The organism is Thioclava sp. DLFJ4-1, assembly GCF_002020145.1.
GTDB classification, from domain to species: domain Bacteria; phylum Pseudomonadota; class Alphaproteobacteria; order Rhodobacterales; family Rhodobacteraceae; genus Thioclava; species Thioclava sediminum.
In genome coordinates this window covers 174,977-189,769 of the sequence record NZ_MPZT01000003.1, presented here as the reverse complement: position 1 = coordinate 189,769, position 14,793 = coordinate 174,977, and the positions used below count along the sequence as shown (strand labels likewise).

General features: G+C 66.0%; 11 protein-coding genes. 5 read left to right on the top strand and 6 right to left on the bottom strand.

Annotated elements, in window-relative coordinates; genetic code table 11:
• Positions 1–26: 26 nt before the first annotated feature.
• The 4 genes from BMI85_RS10735 to BMI85_RS10720 are packed head-to-tail and all read right to left on the bottom strand — an operon-like array spanning position 27 to position 6,616.
• Positions 27–1,451, bottom strand: coding sequence for a GTPase (locus BMI85_RS10735; protein WP_078601293.1), 1,425 nt, complete (start codon positions 1,449–1,451; stop codon positions 27–29).
• A 13-nt stretch (positions 1,452–1,464) separates the two neighbouring features.
• The gene (locus BMI85_RS10730; RefSeq protein ID WP_078601292.1) at positions 1,465–3,606 is read right to left on the bottom strand and encodes a dynamin family protein; all 2,142 of its coding nucleotides are present in this window, start codon (positions 3,604–3,606) and stop codon (positions 1,465–1,467) included.
• Positions 3,603–4,679 (bottom strand): dynamin family protein, encoded by a 1,077-nt coding sequence (locus BMI85_RS10725; RefSeq protein ID WP_078550079.1) that lies wholly within the window; start codon positions 4,677–4,679, stop codon positions 3,603–3,605. Before BMI85_RS10725 ends, BMI85_RS10730 begins: the two co-directional genes overlap by 4 nt.
• The gene (locus tag BMI85_RS10720) at positions 4,676–6,616 is read right to left on the bottom strand and encodes a dynamin family protein (protein WP_078601291.1); all 1,941 of its coding nucleotides are present in this window, start codon (positions 6,614–6,616) and stop codon (positions 4,676–4,678) included. The genes BMI85_RS10725 and BMI85_RS10720 overlap by 4 nt, the downstream gene beginning before the upstream one ends.
• Positions 6,617–7,090: 474 nt before the next feature.
• Between BMI85_RS10720 and BMI85_RS10715 the strand changes: the two genes are divergently transcribed.
• From BMI85_RS10715 to BMI85_RS10695, 5 genes are all read left to right on the top strand, one after another.
• On the top strand, positions 7,091–7,930 hold the full coding sequence (locus BMI85_RS10715) for a helix-turn-helix domain-containing protein (protein ID WP_078601290.1): 840 nt from the start codon (positions 7,091–7,093) through the stop codon (positions 7,928–7,930).
• A 10-nt stretch (positions 7,931–7,940) separates the two neighbouring features.
• Positions 7,941–8,939 (top strand): ArsJ-associated glyceraldehyde-3-phosphate dehydrogenase, encoded by a 999-nt coding sequence (locus BMI85_RS10710; RefSeq protein ID WP_078601289.1) that lies wholly within the window; start codon positions 7,941–7,943, stop codon positions 8,937–8,939.
• On the top strand, positions 8,936–10,213 hold the full coding sequence (gene arsJ / locus BMI85_RS10705) for an organoarsenical effux MFS transporter ArsJ (protein ID WP_078601288.1): 1,278 nt from the start codon (positions 8,936–8,938) through the stop codon (positions 10,211–10,213). The genes BMI85_RS10710 and arsJ overlap by 4 nt, the downstream gene beginning before the upstream one ends.
• Before the next feature lie 74 nt (positions 10,214–10,287).
• Entirely contained in the window at positions 10,288–11,988 is a 1,701-nt protein-coding gene (locus BMI85_RS10700; RefSeq protein WP_078601287.1) for an AMP-binding protein, read from the top strand.
• Complete coding sequence (locus tag BMI85_RS10695) at positions 11,985–12,752, top strand: crotonase/enoyl-CoA hydratase family protein (protein WP_078540629.1); 768 nt, start codon at positions 11,985–11,987, stop codon at positions 12,750–12,752. The genes BMI85_RS10700 and BMI85_RS10695 overlap by 4 nt, the downstream gene beginning before the upstream one ends.
• Before the next feature lie 366 nt (positions 12,753–13,118).
• On the opposite strand, the gene BMI85_RS10690 is transcribed toward BMI85_RS10695, so the two are convergent.
• Both BMI85_RS10690 and BMI85_RS10685 read right to left on the bottom strand, forming a co-directional pair.
• Positions 13,119–13,961 carry a dipeptide ABC transporter ATP-binding protein gene (locus BMI85_RS10690; protein WP_078520871.1) on the bottom strand — a complete coding sequence of 281 codons (843 nt, stop codon included), beginning with the start codon at positions 13,959–13,961 and terminating at the stop codon, positions 13,119–13,121.
• Positions 13,958–14,791 carry an ABC transporter ATP-binding protein gene (locus tag BMI85_RS10685; RefSeq protein WP_078520872.1) on the bottom strand — a complete coding sequence of 278 codons (834 nt, stop codon included), beginning with the start codon at positions 14,789–14,791 and terminating at the stop codon, positions 13,958–13,960. Before BMI85_RS10685 ends, BMI85_RS10690 begins: the two co-directional genes overlap by 4 nt.
• Between the last annotated feature and the right edge of the window lie 2 nt (positions 14,792–14,793).

Here is a 14,793-nt window from a genome sequence, read left to right as displayed (position 1 = left end):
AACGCGGAGGCGACCTGCCGCCCCGATCAGATCGATGTGCTCGCCAAACGTGCGAACAAAGCGTGCGCCGATGGCTCGTCGATCAGGTCGACAGTGAATTGCGCGAAGGTCAGGCCGGTCTCGGGCGCGCTTGCGAACATGATGCGCACATCGTCACCCGCCTCCGTGATCGTGTCGAGCTGGCCTCCGAACACGGTGGTGTAGTTTCCGGCGAACCCGGCCATCATGTTCTCCAGCGCCTTGGCGCAGGCAACGATCTCGTCCGACGACCCTTTGACGGGCCGCAGGATCCGGTCTCTGGGGCCGATCCGCCCGGCAAGCTGCAAGCCTTCGGGCAGCTCGATACCCAGCCTGAGCCGCGTGGTGGCCAGCAGCAGCGGGCTGTCCTGCTTGGTTTCTATCTCGGCTTCGGTTTCGGGCATGACGGGCCCGGTGACATTCGGCCCCGGCTCACGAACGGGCTCACGTTCGGCGTCACGGCCCGGCTTGGACGAACGCGTGACCCGTCGCGGCGACACTTCGGGCGTGCGGTCGACAGGATGCGGGTCAGGCCGAAACTCGGGCTCGGCCCCGGGTGGCGCGACGGGCGCGCCGGAATTTGCTGGCTCCGAACCCCGTTTGCGGACACTGCGCGAGCGGAACGGCAGCACCGCGCCCCCATGCTCGGAGAGCAGCGGCGAGGGCGCGTCATGGGTGCCGATCGCCAGATCCGCCTCGGTCTCGGGATCGAGCGTATCGAGCCCGGCCACCGCGCGCCCCGTCATCGCCCCGAGCGCTGCGATCAGCGCCGCACCACCGCTACGCTGGAAGGCTTCATCCGAGGTCTCGGCCTCGCGCAAAAGATCGCGCGACCCGTACAGGAAAGCGACCCGCGAGAAATAGGCCGCCGACTCGCGTTGCACCCGCGCCTTCAACTTCGCCCGGTCGGTATCGTTGCGCAGCTTGTCGCCGCGCGAAATCGCCAGCAGGCAATCGGACGGGCGCGCCGGTCCCAGACACTCGATCAGCGTCTTTTCGGTCAGCCGCCATGCCTGCGAGGCGATCGTCACCCAGATCATCACGTCGCAGGTTGCGATCAGCCCGATCTGCTCTTCGTTGAGGTCTTCGGCCCGGCTCAGCGGCACTTCGACGAACTCGAACCCCTGCAGATGCGACTGCGCGGAATAGACGTAAATCTCGGAGGCCGATGCGAGCCCCGCCTCGACCTCCGCCGCGTCGAGCTCGCGCCCCGTCGCGTCGCGCATCACCACGCCCGGCGTCGCCCGGTAGCGCGCGACGACCGTCGGACGCTCGGTCCGGCCCAGATTGTCGCCAATGCTCCGCGCGCGCAAAATCGCATTGAGCACGGTGGACTTGCCGGAATTGATCTCGCCGCAAATCGCCACCCGAAGGGGCGCGCGATGTGGATCGGGCGGCGCGTCCTCGCGGTTGAGCTCTTGCTTGAAAATCATTGCCCTTTCGCCCTCACGCTGCGCGCGTCGCGGGTTTGCGCCGCGGCATCATGGTGCTGCTGACGGCGCTCTCGATCGCCCCGAGATTGATCAGACGCCGTTCGAGCACTTCCAGTTTGCTCTGGATCCGGGACGCCAGTCGGCTTTGCATCTGCGGATCACGGGCCAGCCGTTCCAACTCGGCCCGCTCCTGCTTGAGCTGCAAGGTCCGCTCGCGCACGATCATCTCCATCATCCGCACCATCACCCGCAGCCGCGACCCGCCTGCGCTGGCGCGTTCCACCAGCGCCTCGCCATAGGCCTGCAGGATCTTCTCGACCGCCGGGCGCAGTTCTTCGGCCGCCACGATCCGCAACCCGTCGAGGGTCTTGTCGATATTGACGGTCGGACCGCGCCAGAAGGCCCAGCCCCGCTCCAGCGCGAAGTTGATGCGCAGCGCGCGCCGGGTCAGCGTCAGCGTCGAGGTGAACGTGTCATGCGGCATATCCGACAGGTCGATCTCTTCGCTGGGATCGTCGAACCGGTCCGCCACCGTGGTGCGGCAGGCATGGATCGCATTGTCGAGCAGCACGTCGATCGCCGCACGCGACCGGGCGTAGCTTTTCGTCACCTCGCGTTCGAGCGCGATCTGCAGCGCGGTCGTATCGGTCTCGAAGCTGCGCGGCGGACGGCCGTCGCGGATTCGGTTGGTGCGCAGGACATCCTCGAACCGGTCGCGCTGGCTCAGGACGAAATCCTCGATGCTCTTGTTGAGCCGTGTCTCCAGCGCCGACCAGCCACGGTTGAGCACCGCTTCGATCTGATGCTCGGCGCTCTCGACATGGTTTTCGAGCGCGCCGCGCAGCGCTTCCGTCGCCACGATCTCGCTGCTCATTTCCTCGATCGCGGCCTCCGCCACGTCCGAGCGGATGCTCTCGATCTGCATCTGAAGCGTGTCGCGTTCGCGGCGGGCGACGAATTGCATCCCCGACAGCTCCGCGCGCAGATCGCCGCGCAGCTGGGCGAGCTGCTGACGCCCGACGCCGCCATCGATCACGGCAGAGAGCACATGCTTGACCTCTTCGACGCCCGAGGCGAGCAGCAGCCGGTCGATCGGGTCCTCGGGCACACGACCAAAGCGCGAATACAGGTATTGCGCCAGCTCCATCGAATCCATCTCGGCGCGCGCCCAGGCGGCTTCCTCGTCGGAGCGCTGCGTCAGATCGGCGAGATAGGCGCTGCCCGCGACGATCTTGAAGTCGATATCGGGGATCGCCGCGCGCAGACGGCGCGACACATCGGCGATCACGCGGGGCACTTCGACCGCGTAATCGTCCAGCTCGTCGATCCGGTTGAGGAAGATCAGCACATCCTTGTCGTCCTGCTTGGCGAGAATGCGGATCAGGGCAAGGTCGACATCGGTCAGCGGCTGATGCGCCGACAGCACCATGATGAACACGTCCGAGCGGTCGAGCGAGCGACACGTGAACTCGTCGCGCACGAGGAACGGGTCGTTCACGCCGGGCGTGTCGGTGATGATCGTGGGGACCTGAAACTCGGGCAAGCGCATGTAAATATTGGCGCTTTTCGTGAGCGCCGCATAACGGCCAAGCGCCTCGCGCTCCAACCCGTCATCCGCGCCGGGGCCGGCGCAGACATAGCGTTGCAGCAGATCGGGGGCGAGGAAGTCGTAATCGTGATGCTGGCCCAGCAGCATCTGGTAATGCTTGCCGAGACGTCGCTGGGCGCGGCGGCGCATCTGCTCGGACTGCTCGCGCAGAATGTCGGTGTCGAACCCCGGCAGCAGCTCTTCGGTCAGCTTGCGGATGCGCGTGCCGCCATTGATGATCTCGTCCCAATCGGCCTCCGAGAAGAACTCGAACCGCGCACCCGTCACTGGGTCTTCGGGCAGGTTGATGCGCATATTCGTCACGACCGAAGTCCACGGATTCACATCCGAGGGCAGGAAGTCGTGCTGATGCAGGAAGGCGTTGAGGAAGGTCGATTTGCCCGCCTTCACCTGCCCGATCACCGCCACGCGCGCCGCCCAGTCATGCAGCCGCAAGCGCAGATCGCGGATGCGCGGACGGGCGCTGCGCTCGACGGAGGCCTCGATCCGGTCGAGCGCGCCGTTGAGAAAGTCGAGTTCCTTACGCAGTTGCGGGGCAATCTTCATGGCTTGGTCCTCTTGCTCGCGTAGGCTGGCTCGAATTCGGTCGGGGTTTCGGCATCCAGCCGATCAAGCAGATGTTCGACATGGGCGAGAACATCCGCGGCATCTGTGAACGCGTAGCCCGCCGTGAGCTCCTCCCACAGCGCGCGGGCCGGGCCCGGCATCGGGGCGGACTCGGCAGGCGGATAGTCGGGCAGCGGCGAGTCGAGGATCAGCGGCTCGGCATCCGTCACCTCCGGCAGCTCCGCCGCTTCCGCCTTGATCAGACGCGCTGAGCGCAGACGGCGCGGCTTCACCGGCGTGCGTGGTTTCGGGAAAGCGATCACGTCGCGCTCGCCCACGAATTTCGCGACGATCTCGTTGGCCGCCCCTGTCGGCTGATCGATCTGCCCGACCAGCCGCTCGATCTCGCGCGCGATCTGCGCCACGTCCGAAGGCTCGGTCAGCGCGGCCAGACGGATCGTCGGGAAGACCTCCCCCGCCTCGCGCTCGACCCGGCGCATCAGCCGCGCGCGGGTGCGTTCGTCGGGCAGACGGTCGCCATGGGTCACGACCAGCATCGGCTGTTCCAGCAGCGCCTCGGGCATCTCGTCCCAGACCGCCTTCTCGCTTTGCCGCCACGCTTGCGTCGCGTTGGTGCACCAGATCACCAGATCGGCATAGCGCAGCATCCGCTGCCAGCTTTCCATCGGCATGTTCGGGTCCGACGAACCGGGCGTGTCGATGATGTCGATCCGGTCGAGGATCGGCGCGTTATGGGCGATCACGCAATAGCGCGCCTTCTCCAGATTGAGCTGCGCCAGATCGGAGAGCGGGCGCGCGACATCTTCCTTGTCGATCCAGAGTTGCGCCCGGTCCCCGCCGCGCACCAGCCAGATCGGCGGCAGCGCGGTCGCGGTGACATGCGAGGGCAGCACTTTCTCGCCCAGCAACCCGTTGATGAGACTGGTCTTCCCGGCCGAAAACTCGCCCGCGACCAGCACCCGCAGCTTGCGCGGCTTCGGAGTGGCCTGCGGAGCCTGCGCTTTCGACAGGTCCGGCAAGTCGGGGCGTTCACGTTTGCGCAGCGAGTTCATGCCGAGAGCCTTTCCTTATCGTGACCGGACGCGCCCGACAGGCAGCGCTCGCGCACCGCTTTGCAGAACTGCCCCTGATCGAAGGCGAAGCGCTCCACGATCTCGCGGCTGCGCGCGATGGCGGGGTCGAAATACTCGGTCATCAGATCTTCGATCAGCGGCGTGGTTTCCGCGATGATCACCTCGCGGTAGCGCGCCTGCGCCGCCCCCTTGCGATTGAAGCGCCAATAACGGCGCCACCACGCACCCTGCATATCCAGCGTGATCATCCGCGCCAGCACGGTCGGCGCGCGATGTTGCGGCTGTTCAGGGAAGCGGCTGACATCGGCCTCGCGGATCACGCCGAACTCGGCGGCGAGGAAAGTGTCGATCCCGTCGCTGACCATATCGAGCGCCGATTCACCTTTGCGCCGCAGCCGCGCGCAATTCGACGCAAAAGCCGTCTTCATTGCCATGCGCAGCGCGGTCGGGTCATGGGTCCACGCGCCGATCTCGCCGTAGGTGTCGATATGCGATTGCAGCGCCTCCAGCGCCGAGGCCACGAATTGCTCCTGCGCGCGGTCGAGCCGCTCGCGCAGCTCTGCGCGCAGCCCCGCCGCCTCGTTATTGAAGGCAGAGACGGCCTCTTCCTCGATCTCGGCGAGGCGCAGCATCAGTTTCGACTCGCTGAGAATGGTGGACGGATCGGCCACGCGGGCGACGCTATCGACGGTCTCGGCGCGCTCGATGATGCGCTCCAGTTCGTCCTGCACATCGCCCAGCACGGCCTGCCCCGGCCCCTCGACGATGCGGGTGACGACGGCCTGCATCAGCGCACCGATTCCCGAGGCTTCCATCGCGCGCTGACGCAGCTCGGTCTCGCTGCTGGGCGTGGTGCCGGTCATCTTCTCCAGCGCAGCAAGGCTGGCGGGCGCCATCTCGCTCACATCGCCCATCGCGCAATTGGCCCAGTAGCCCGAGCCGAACAGGATCTCGATCTCCTCGCCGAGCCCCATCCGGCCCAGCGTCTTGCGGATCGAGTTGCGGATCGCAGCCTGCGCCCCGCGCGGGTCTTCCAGCTCGTCGATGCGGTTGACGAAGATCACCGCTTCGCGCGCATCGATGGCGCAGATGATGCGCAGAAGAGCCAGATCCATCGTGGTCAGCGCCTGATGGGCCGAGAGCACGACGATACAGGCGCGGCTGTCCCCGATGGCGTTCAGCGTGATCTGCTCGCGCATCATGAACGTGTCATTCACGCCGGGCGTGTCGCGCAGGCACAGGCCGCGCGGCAGATGCGGCAGATCGAGATAGAGATCGGCGGATTTCGTCAGATCGGCGTAGGTGCCCTCGCTGGCCCCCTCGGCCAGATCGTCGGGATCGCCGTAGCAGATATATTGATCCAGCACCGCCTTATCGAGCGTCGGAAACGCGCGGCTGGTGCCCAGAAGGTCCTCGAACTGTTCCCCAAGCCGCGCCTCGGTCGCATCGCGCATCGCGGTGACCTGTTTGCGCACGCTCTCAGCCTCGGTCTCGAAGCCCGCGCGGTTGGCCATCTCGCCCAGACGCCCGCCGGTCGCCACAAGCCGATCCCATTCGTGGCGGTCGAAGAAGCGAAACAGCGCGCGCGTGTCCATCGGGCGGTGGCGCGCGTTCAGATGCAGCGCCGTGATAACCGAGGTCCACGGGTTCACATCCGAGGGCAGCATTCCCGGCTTGCCGATCAACGCATTGAGAAGGGTGCTTTTTCCCGCTTTGACCTGGCCGATGACGCTGACGGTCGGCTCGAACGCGTCGATCATCTCGAGAACGGTGTCGAGCTGATCCTCGACAAAACCAAGATCGGCGTCCGAGACGTCCTTTACGGCCTGTTCAAGCTGGTCGAGCGTCTCCCAGTAAGAATTGAGCGCCTCGAAACCACGGCGATGCCAATCAAAGATGGAATTCGCTTCATACACGAGGGAGCTCTCCTTTTCCGCAGGGGCGATGCGGATTTTTGGGTGACACACGGTCCGGCACGCCCATGCCGACCGCGACCACCAATGTTACAGGGACGGCGCGCGCCCCCTTCTTGGCGACGCACCGGCTGGGTCGGTTCGTGCTTAAAGTTCTCTTGCCCAGTCATGTCCGAAATGCGGCAGAAATTATGGCAGACCGACCATAATTGCCGTTCTCAGTGCCGTTTGCCCTTTCGCGCGCGACGCGAAATTGCGTTTGTTCTCTTTGCTTTGCTGAGGATTCTGCAGTTGCATGACGCTGAGGAAGTCTCGTTTCGGCCCTATTTCCTTGACTCTTCACGAATTTGTGAGTGTTTCCGGCCGCGTTTATATAACGGGCGTTTCGATGGGATTGTTTACAACTCATGCGTGTAATGCGCCCTGTCATCAAAGCTTCACTTGATCCGACTCTCTTATTTCGTAAAACCTCGAAATATGGATCAGATGACACCTCAGAGGCTCACCGTGCTGGGCCATGCGCAACGCCTTGCGATCTTCCGGCTCTTGATGCGCCGGTATCCCGACCGGCTGCCCGCCGGCGAGATCGGCGCGGCGCTGGGGCTGAAACCCTCGACGCTCTCGGCCTATCTGGCCGCACTCAGCGAGGTCGGGCTGATCGGGCAGACGCGGGCGGGCACCTCGCTGCGCTACGGGATCGAGATGGAGACCGTGCGCAGCCTCTTCGACGCGCTGCTGATCGACTGCTGTCAGGGCCGCCCCGATATCTGCTCCCCTCTCGCACAGCCCGATCCAAGCGGAGACCCTGCGATGACGCGATCTGCAGCGGGCCGGAAATTCAACGTGCTTTTCATCTGCACCGGCAACTCGGCGCGCTCCATCCTTGCCGAGACGATCCTGCGGGCGCGGGCCGGTGACCGCTTCAACGCCTATTCCGCCGGAACCAAGCCCTATTCCGAGCTGAACCCTTTCGCGATGCAGGTGCTGCGCGACAAGGGCCATGATGTCACCCCCCTGCGGGCCAAGACCATTGCGGAGTTTCAGGGCGAGGACGCGCCCCCGCTCGATTTCGTCTTCACCGTCTGCGATCTCGCCGCGAACGAGGAATGCCCGCCCTGGCCCGGCCAGCCGATCAGCGGCCATTGGGGGATGGCGGACCCGGTGAAGGCCACCGGCACCGAGGCCGAGCGCGCGCTCGCCTTCCAGCAGGCCTATGGAGCGCTCCTCCGCCGGGTAGAGGCCTTCGCCGCCCTGCCGCTCACAACGCTCGACCGCATCGCGCTGCAATCCGCTGTCGATGACATCGGCCGCAACTGAAGGACTGACCATGACCACCTACGCCCTCAATGGCCTCGGCCGCATCGGGAAACTCGCCCTGAAGCCGCTTCTGGAGTGCGGCGCGAAGATCGCATGGATCAACGACGCGGTGGGCGATGCGGCGATGCAGGCGCATCTGCTGGAATTCGACTCCGTTCATGGCCGCTGGGACGCGGAGTTCTCGAGCGACGAGAGCAGCGTCACCATCGACGGCACCCGCCTGCCCTTCATCGGCACGCGCAACATCGAAGACCTGCCGCTCGACGGGGTCGACGTGGTGATCGACTGCACTGGCGTCTTCAAATCCGAAGCCGCGCTCGCCCCCTATTTCGCCGCTGGCGTGAAGAAGGTCGTTGTCTCGGCCCCTGTGAAAGACGGCCCGACCGCGAATATCGTCTATGGCGTGAACAATGACGCCTACGATCCGGCTGCGCATAGCATCGTGACAGCGGCGAGCTGCACCACGAACTGCCTCGCCCCGGTGGTAAAGGTCATCCACGAAAATCTGCGGATCAAACACGGCGCGATCACCACGATCCATGACGTGACCAACACCCAGACCATCGTGGACCGCCCCGCAAAAGACCTGCGCCGGGCGCGTTCGGCGCTCAATTCGCTGATCCCGACCACGACCGGCTCGGCCACCGCGATCACGCTGATCTATCCCGAACTGAAGGGGCGGCTGAACGGCCATGCCGTGCGCGTGCCGCTGCTCAACGCATCGCTCACCGATTGCGTCTTCGAGGTGGAGCGCGAAACGACCGCCGAAGAGGTCAACGCGCTGTTCAAGGCCGCCGCGGAGGGCGATCTGACCGGTATTCTCGGCTACGAGACGCGCCCGCTCGTGTCCTCGGATTACACCAACGATATCCGCTCTTCGATCATCGACGCGCCTTCGACGATGGTGGTGAACGGCACGCAGGTGAAGGTCTATGCGTGGTATGACAACGAGATGGGCTATGCCTACCGACTGGCCGATGTCGCGCTGATGGTGGGGGCGTCGCTGTGACCGACAACCCCGCCAGCCGCCCCGAAGGCTTCTCCGCCTATATCGCGGTGACGGCGGCCTATTGGGCCTTCATGCTCACCGATGGCGCGCTCAGGATGCTGGTGCTGCTGCATTTCCACACGCTGGGCTTCTCGCCGGTGCAGCTGGCCTACCTGTTCATCCTCTACGAAGTCGCGGGAATGGTGACAAACCTCTCGGCGGGCTGGATCGCGGCGCGGTTCGGGCTGGTCTCGACGCTTTATGCGGGGCTGTCGCTGCAGGTCGTGGCGCTGATCGCGCTGGCGCAGCTGAACCCGTCCTGGGCGATCGGGGCCTCGGTCGCCTATGTGATGGTGGTGCAGGGCCTCAGCGGGGTTGCGAAAGACCTTGCCAAGATGTCCTCGAAATCGGCGGTGAAGCTGCTGGCCCCCACCGGCAAGGGCGGGCTGTTCAAATGGGTCGCGGTGCTGACCGGGTCGAAGAACGCAGTGAAGGGCGTGGGCTTCCTGCTCGGCGCGGCGCTGCTGGCCGCGCTCGGCTTCGATTACGCGGTGGTCGCGATGGCGGTGGTGCTCGCTCTGATCCTCGCCGCGATCGTCGTGGCGATGCCGCCGGGCCTGCCGCGCGGGCGCAAAGGCGCGAAATTCTCGGAAGTCTTCTCGAAATCGGCCAATGTGAACTGGCTCTCCGCGGCGCGGGTCTTCCTGTTCGGCGCGCGCGACGTCTGGTTCGTCGTCGGTATCCCGATCTATTTCTACGCGGTCCTTTCGGACGGCACACATGCAGGCGACCGCGCGGCCTTCTTCCTCGTGGGCACCTTCATGGCGCTCTGGATCATCCTTTACGGCGCGGTGCAGGCCGCCGCCCCGCGCATCCTGAAGGCCCAATCCCGCCCCGAGGGCGCGCTGATCGGGGCCGCGCGGCACTGGGCGCTGGCGCTGCTCGCCGTACCTGCGCTCCTCAGCGCCGCCGTGCTGATCGACCCGACGCCGTCGCTGTGGCTCAGCACCGTGCTGGTCGTGGGCCTGCTGGCCTTCGGCGCAATCTTCGCGGTGAATTCCTCGCTCCACTCCTATCTTATCCTCGCCTTCACGCAGGCCGAGCGGGTGACGATGGATGTGGGCTTCTACTACATGGCCAATGCGGGCGGGCGGCTGATCGGCACGCTGCTGTCGGGACTGAGCTACCAGATGGGCGGGCTGCCCGCCGTGATGATCACCGCGACGGTGATGGTCGCCTTGAGCGCGTTGGCGGCGGGGCGGCTTGCGCCCGAGGCGCCCCTCACGAGCCCGTGAGCAGAGATGGACATTCCCGGCTCTGCGCGCTTTGGTAGCGCGCGGAGGAGAGCGGCCCCCGCGCCGCTCGAAAAATGGGAGGAAAGCCGGTGCTGTCACGCGGCAAGGATTACGCGGCCACGCGGGCTGCGTTTCGATGGGACATACCCGAACGCTACAATATCGGCGTCGACACCTGCGACAAATGGGCCGCGCGCGAGCCCGACCGCGTCGCGCTGATCGAGGTCGAAGAGGATGGCTACGGCGCGGTGCGCGAGACCAGTTTCGGCGCCTTGCGCGAGGCGTCGAACCGTTTCGCCAATGTGCTGGCCGGGCTGGGCGTGGGCGGCGACGGGCGCGAGACCGGCGACCGGGTGGCGATCCTGTTGCCGCAACGCCGCGAGACCGCCATCGCCCATATCGCGGCTTTCAAGGCGGGCTGCGTCTCGCTGCCGCTGTTCACCCTGTTCGGCCCAGAGGCCCTGCTGCACCGGCTGCGCGACAGCGGCGCGCGGGTGCTGGTGACGGACCCGGCGAGCTACGAGGTGATCGCGGCGATCCGCTCCGAATTGCCCGATCTGCAGACCGTCTTCGTCACCGATGACGGCGGGACCGGCGTGGAAGGCGTGGAAGGCGTGGCCGATTTTAACGCGGCCCTCTCCGAGGCCTCGCCCGACTTCACCCCCGTCGATACCAGCGCCGAGACCCCCGGCGTGCTGATCTATACCTCGGGCACCACGGGCAATCCGAAAGGTGCGCTCCATGCCCACCGGGTGCTGCTGGGCCACCTGCCCGGCGTCGAGATGAGCCATGATTTCCTGCCGCAGGAGGACGACCGGATCTGGACGCCCGCCGATTGGGCGTGGATCGGCGGGCTCTTGGACGTGCTGCTTCCGGCGCTGCATCACGGGGTGCCGGTCGTGGCCTGCCGTTTCCGCAAGTTCTCTGCCAAAGCCGCGGCCGATCTGATCCGGCGGCTGAGCGTGCGCAACGCCTTCCTGCCGCCCACCGCGCTGAAGATGATGAAGGCCGATCCCGAGAGCCTATCGTGGAGCCTCGACATGCGCTCGGTCGCCTCGGGGGGCGAGCCTCTGGGCGTGCAACTCCTCGACTGGGGGCGCAAGGCGCTTGGCGTCACGATCAACGAGTTCTACGGCCAGACGGAGTGCAACATGGTGGTGTCCTCCGCCGCGAGCCTCGATGCGCCCGAACCCGGCGCGATGGGCTGGCCGGTGCCGGGCCATGAGGTCGCGATCGTCGACAGCCAGACAGGTCAGGTTCTGCCCGATGGTGCCGAAGGCGCGATTGCGGTGCGCGCGCCCGATCCGGTGATGTTTCTTGGCTATTTCAACCAGCCCGACGCGACAGAGGCGAAATTCGTCACCGGCCTCGACGGGCGCTGGCTGCTGACCGGCGACCGGGGCGTCAGCGGCCAAGACGGCAGGCTGCGCTTCAAGGGGCGCGACGACGATATCATCTCGACCGGCGGCTACCGCGTGGGCCCCGCCGAGATCGAGGATTGCCTGATCTCGCATCCGGCGGTGCAGATGGCGGGCGTCGTGGGCCAGCCCGATCCGCTACGTGGCGAGATCGTCGCGGCCTTCGTCACGCTGTGTCCCGGCCATGCCGACACCGAAGCCTTGCGCGACGACCTTGCCGCCCATGTCCGCGCGCGGCTTGCGAAATACGAATATCCCCGCGCGATCTACGTGATCGACGAGATGCCCGTGACAACCACCGGCAAGATCATCCGCAACGCGCTACGCGCCCGTCTACCCAAGGAGCCCGCCCTATGAGCCCCGTCCTGTTCGAGACCCGCGGCAATATCGCGATCATCACCCTCAACCGCCCCGAGCGGCGCAACGCGATCAATGCCGAGGCCGGCCACGCCCTGGCCGAGGCGGTGGCCCGTCTGGAAGCGGATGACGCGCTGCAGATCGGCATCCTGCGCGGCGAAGGCGCGGTGTTCTGCGCAGGGATGGACCTCGCCGCTTTCACCGAGGGTAAGGTCGAGGAGTTACTATTCGCTGAAGGCGGTTTCGGCGGCCTGACCGAGTCCCATCGCAGCAAGCCGATCATCGCCGCCTGCCATGGCGCCGCACTCGCAGGCGGGTTCGAACTGGCCTTGGGCTGCGACATGATCGTCGCCGAAGAGGGCTGCCGCTTCGGCCTGCCAGAGGTGCTGCGCGGTCTGGTGGCGGGCGCGGGCGGCGCGCTGCGGTTGGCGAGCCTCATCCCCCCGGCCCGGGCGCGCGAATTGCTCCTGACGGGGCGGCTGTTCGACACGGCGGAAGCGTGGGATCTGGGCCTGATCGCCCGGCGCGCCGAGGCCGGGCAAGCGTTTGACGCGGCGCTGGCGCTGGCCGAGGAGGTCGCGAAGAACGCACCCTTGGCCCTGCGCGAGACCCTGCGCCTTTCGCGCGAGATCGAGCGCCGCGCGGTCGACCCGCTTTGGGAGGAGAACGCGCGGACCTTGAAAGCCGTGATGGCGAGCGAGGACGCAGCCGAAGGTGCCCGCGCCTTCCTCGAGAAACGCGCGCCGGAGTGGTCCGGGAGATAAGGGCCGCGCCCGAGCCTTGGGGTGAGCCGCGCCTCGGAAGGCTTCCAGTGGAAGGCTTCAGCGGCGAACGCGCCGCGCGTCGCGGCGCAGGGGGCGACTGTGTTTCGCGGAAAGGGCCGCGCCCGAGCCTCGGGTGGGCGCGTTGATGCGCTTGTGGCTTGGCGCTTTATCTCTCAAGCCCGGACGACGGTGGGGTCCGCGATGACAACGCCAACGCGCCCTCCCGGGGGAGGCTCGGGCGCGGCCCGGGCTGGTCGCCCGGGCCAAGGTATGGGCTGCAAACCCCGCACAAAACGAAAAGGCCCGAGGCGCATCGCCCCGGGCCCATGTCTTAACTCCAAGCGGCCCTAAGGCACCGCCCTGCCCTCAGCTCTCCGCAGCCAAGAACGCCTTGCGGCGCTCGACCCGCTCGCGGATCTTCTCGACATCGGCGATCGGCGTCGCGGCCAGCAGCGTCTTGGTGTATTCGTGCTGCGGATTGGCGAAGATCTGATCGCGCGAGGCATATTCCACCACCTCGCCCGCATTCATCACCATCACCTCATCCGCGAAATAGCGCACGACCGAGAGGTCATGGCTCACGAAGATATAGGACAGGTCGAACTCGTCCTGCAGATCCTTGAGCAGGTTCAGCACCTGCGCCTGCACCGACAGATCGAGCGCCGAGACCGGCTCGTCCAGCACGAGGATCTGCGGGTTCAGCATCAGCGCGCGCGCAATCGCGATCCGCTGGCGCTGACCTCCCGAAAACATGTGCGGGTAGCGGTTGTAGTGCTGCCGCTCCAACCCGACCTTCTCCAGCATCTCCTCGGCGCGCTTGCGGCGCTCCTTGGCGGGGATGTCGGTGTTGATGATCAGCGGCTCGGTCAGAACCTCGCCCACCTTCTGGCGCGGGTTGAGCGACGAATAGGGGTTCTGGAAGACGATCTGAACCTTGGCCCGCAATGCGGAGGTCACCTTGGTTTCCTTGATGTCGATCTTCTCGCCCTGAATATACAGATCGCCCGAATTGGCCGGGTCGATCAGCGTCAGGATGCGCGCCAGCGTGGACTTGCCACATCCGGATTCGCCGACGATGGCCAGCGTCTTGCCCTGCTCGAGCGAGAACGAGATGCCATGCAGCGCCCGGATCGTCTTCGCCCCGCGCAGGAACCCGCCCGAGACGATGTAGTCGCGCGTGATGTCGCGCCCTTCGAGGATCACACTCATTGCACGCCCTCCCAGCCATCGGCGACGGTCAGCAGACGGTCCCCGGTCGCGTTTTCCGGCAGCGCGGCCAGAAGCGCGCGCGTATAGGGATGCTGCGGGTTCTCGAAGAGTGAGAGCACGTCCGCCTCCTCCAGTTTGCGGCCCTTGAACTGGACCGAGACGCGGTCGGCGGTCTCGGCCACGACGCCCATGTCATGGGTGATCATGATCAGCCCCATGCCGTATTCCTCCTGCAGGCTCATCAGCAGATCGAGGATCTGCTTCTGGATCGTCACGTCGAGCGCGGTGGTCGGCTCGTCGGCGATCAGCAGGCGCGGCTTGCAGGCGATGGCCATCGCGATCATCACGCGCTGACACTGCCCGCCGGAAAGCTGGTGCGGATAGCTGTTCAGCCGCCGTTCGGGATCGGGGATGCCCACCTGCTCGAACAGCTCCAGCGCGCGTTTGCGGGCATGCTTGCCCTTCAGTCCGAGGTGACGCGTCAGCACTTCCTCGACCTGATAACCGCAGGTGAAGGAGGGGTTGAGCGAGGAGATCGGCTCCTGGAAGATCATCGAGATTTCTTTCCCGATGATCTGGCGACGTTCGCGGCCCGACATTTTCAGCATGTCGCGCCCGTCATAGGTGATCTCGTCGGCGGTGATCGTCGCGGTGGGCGGCAAGAGCCCCATCACCGCGAGCATCGAGACCGATTTGCCCGAGCCGGATTCGCCCACGATGGCGAGCACTTCGCGGCCCGAGACCTCGACATCGATCCCGTCCACGGCGCGGAACGCGCCCTGAGCGGTGTCGAATTCGACGGTGAGATTGCGGATTTTCAGCAAGGACATTG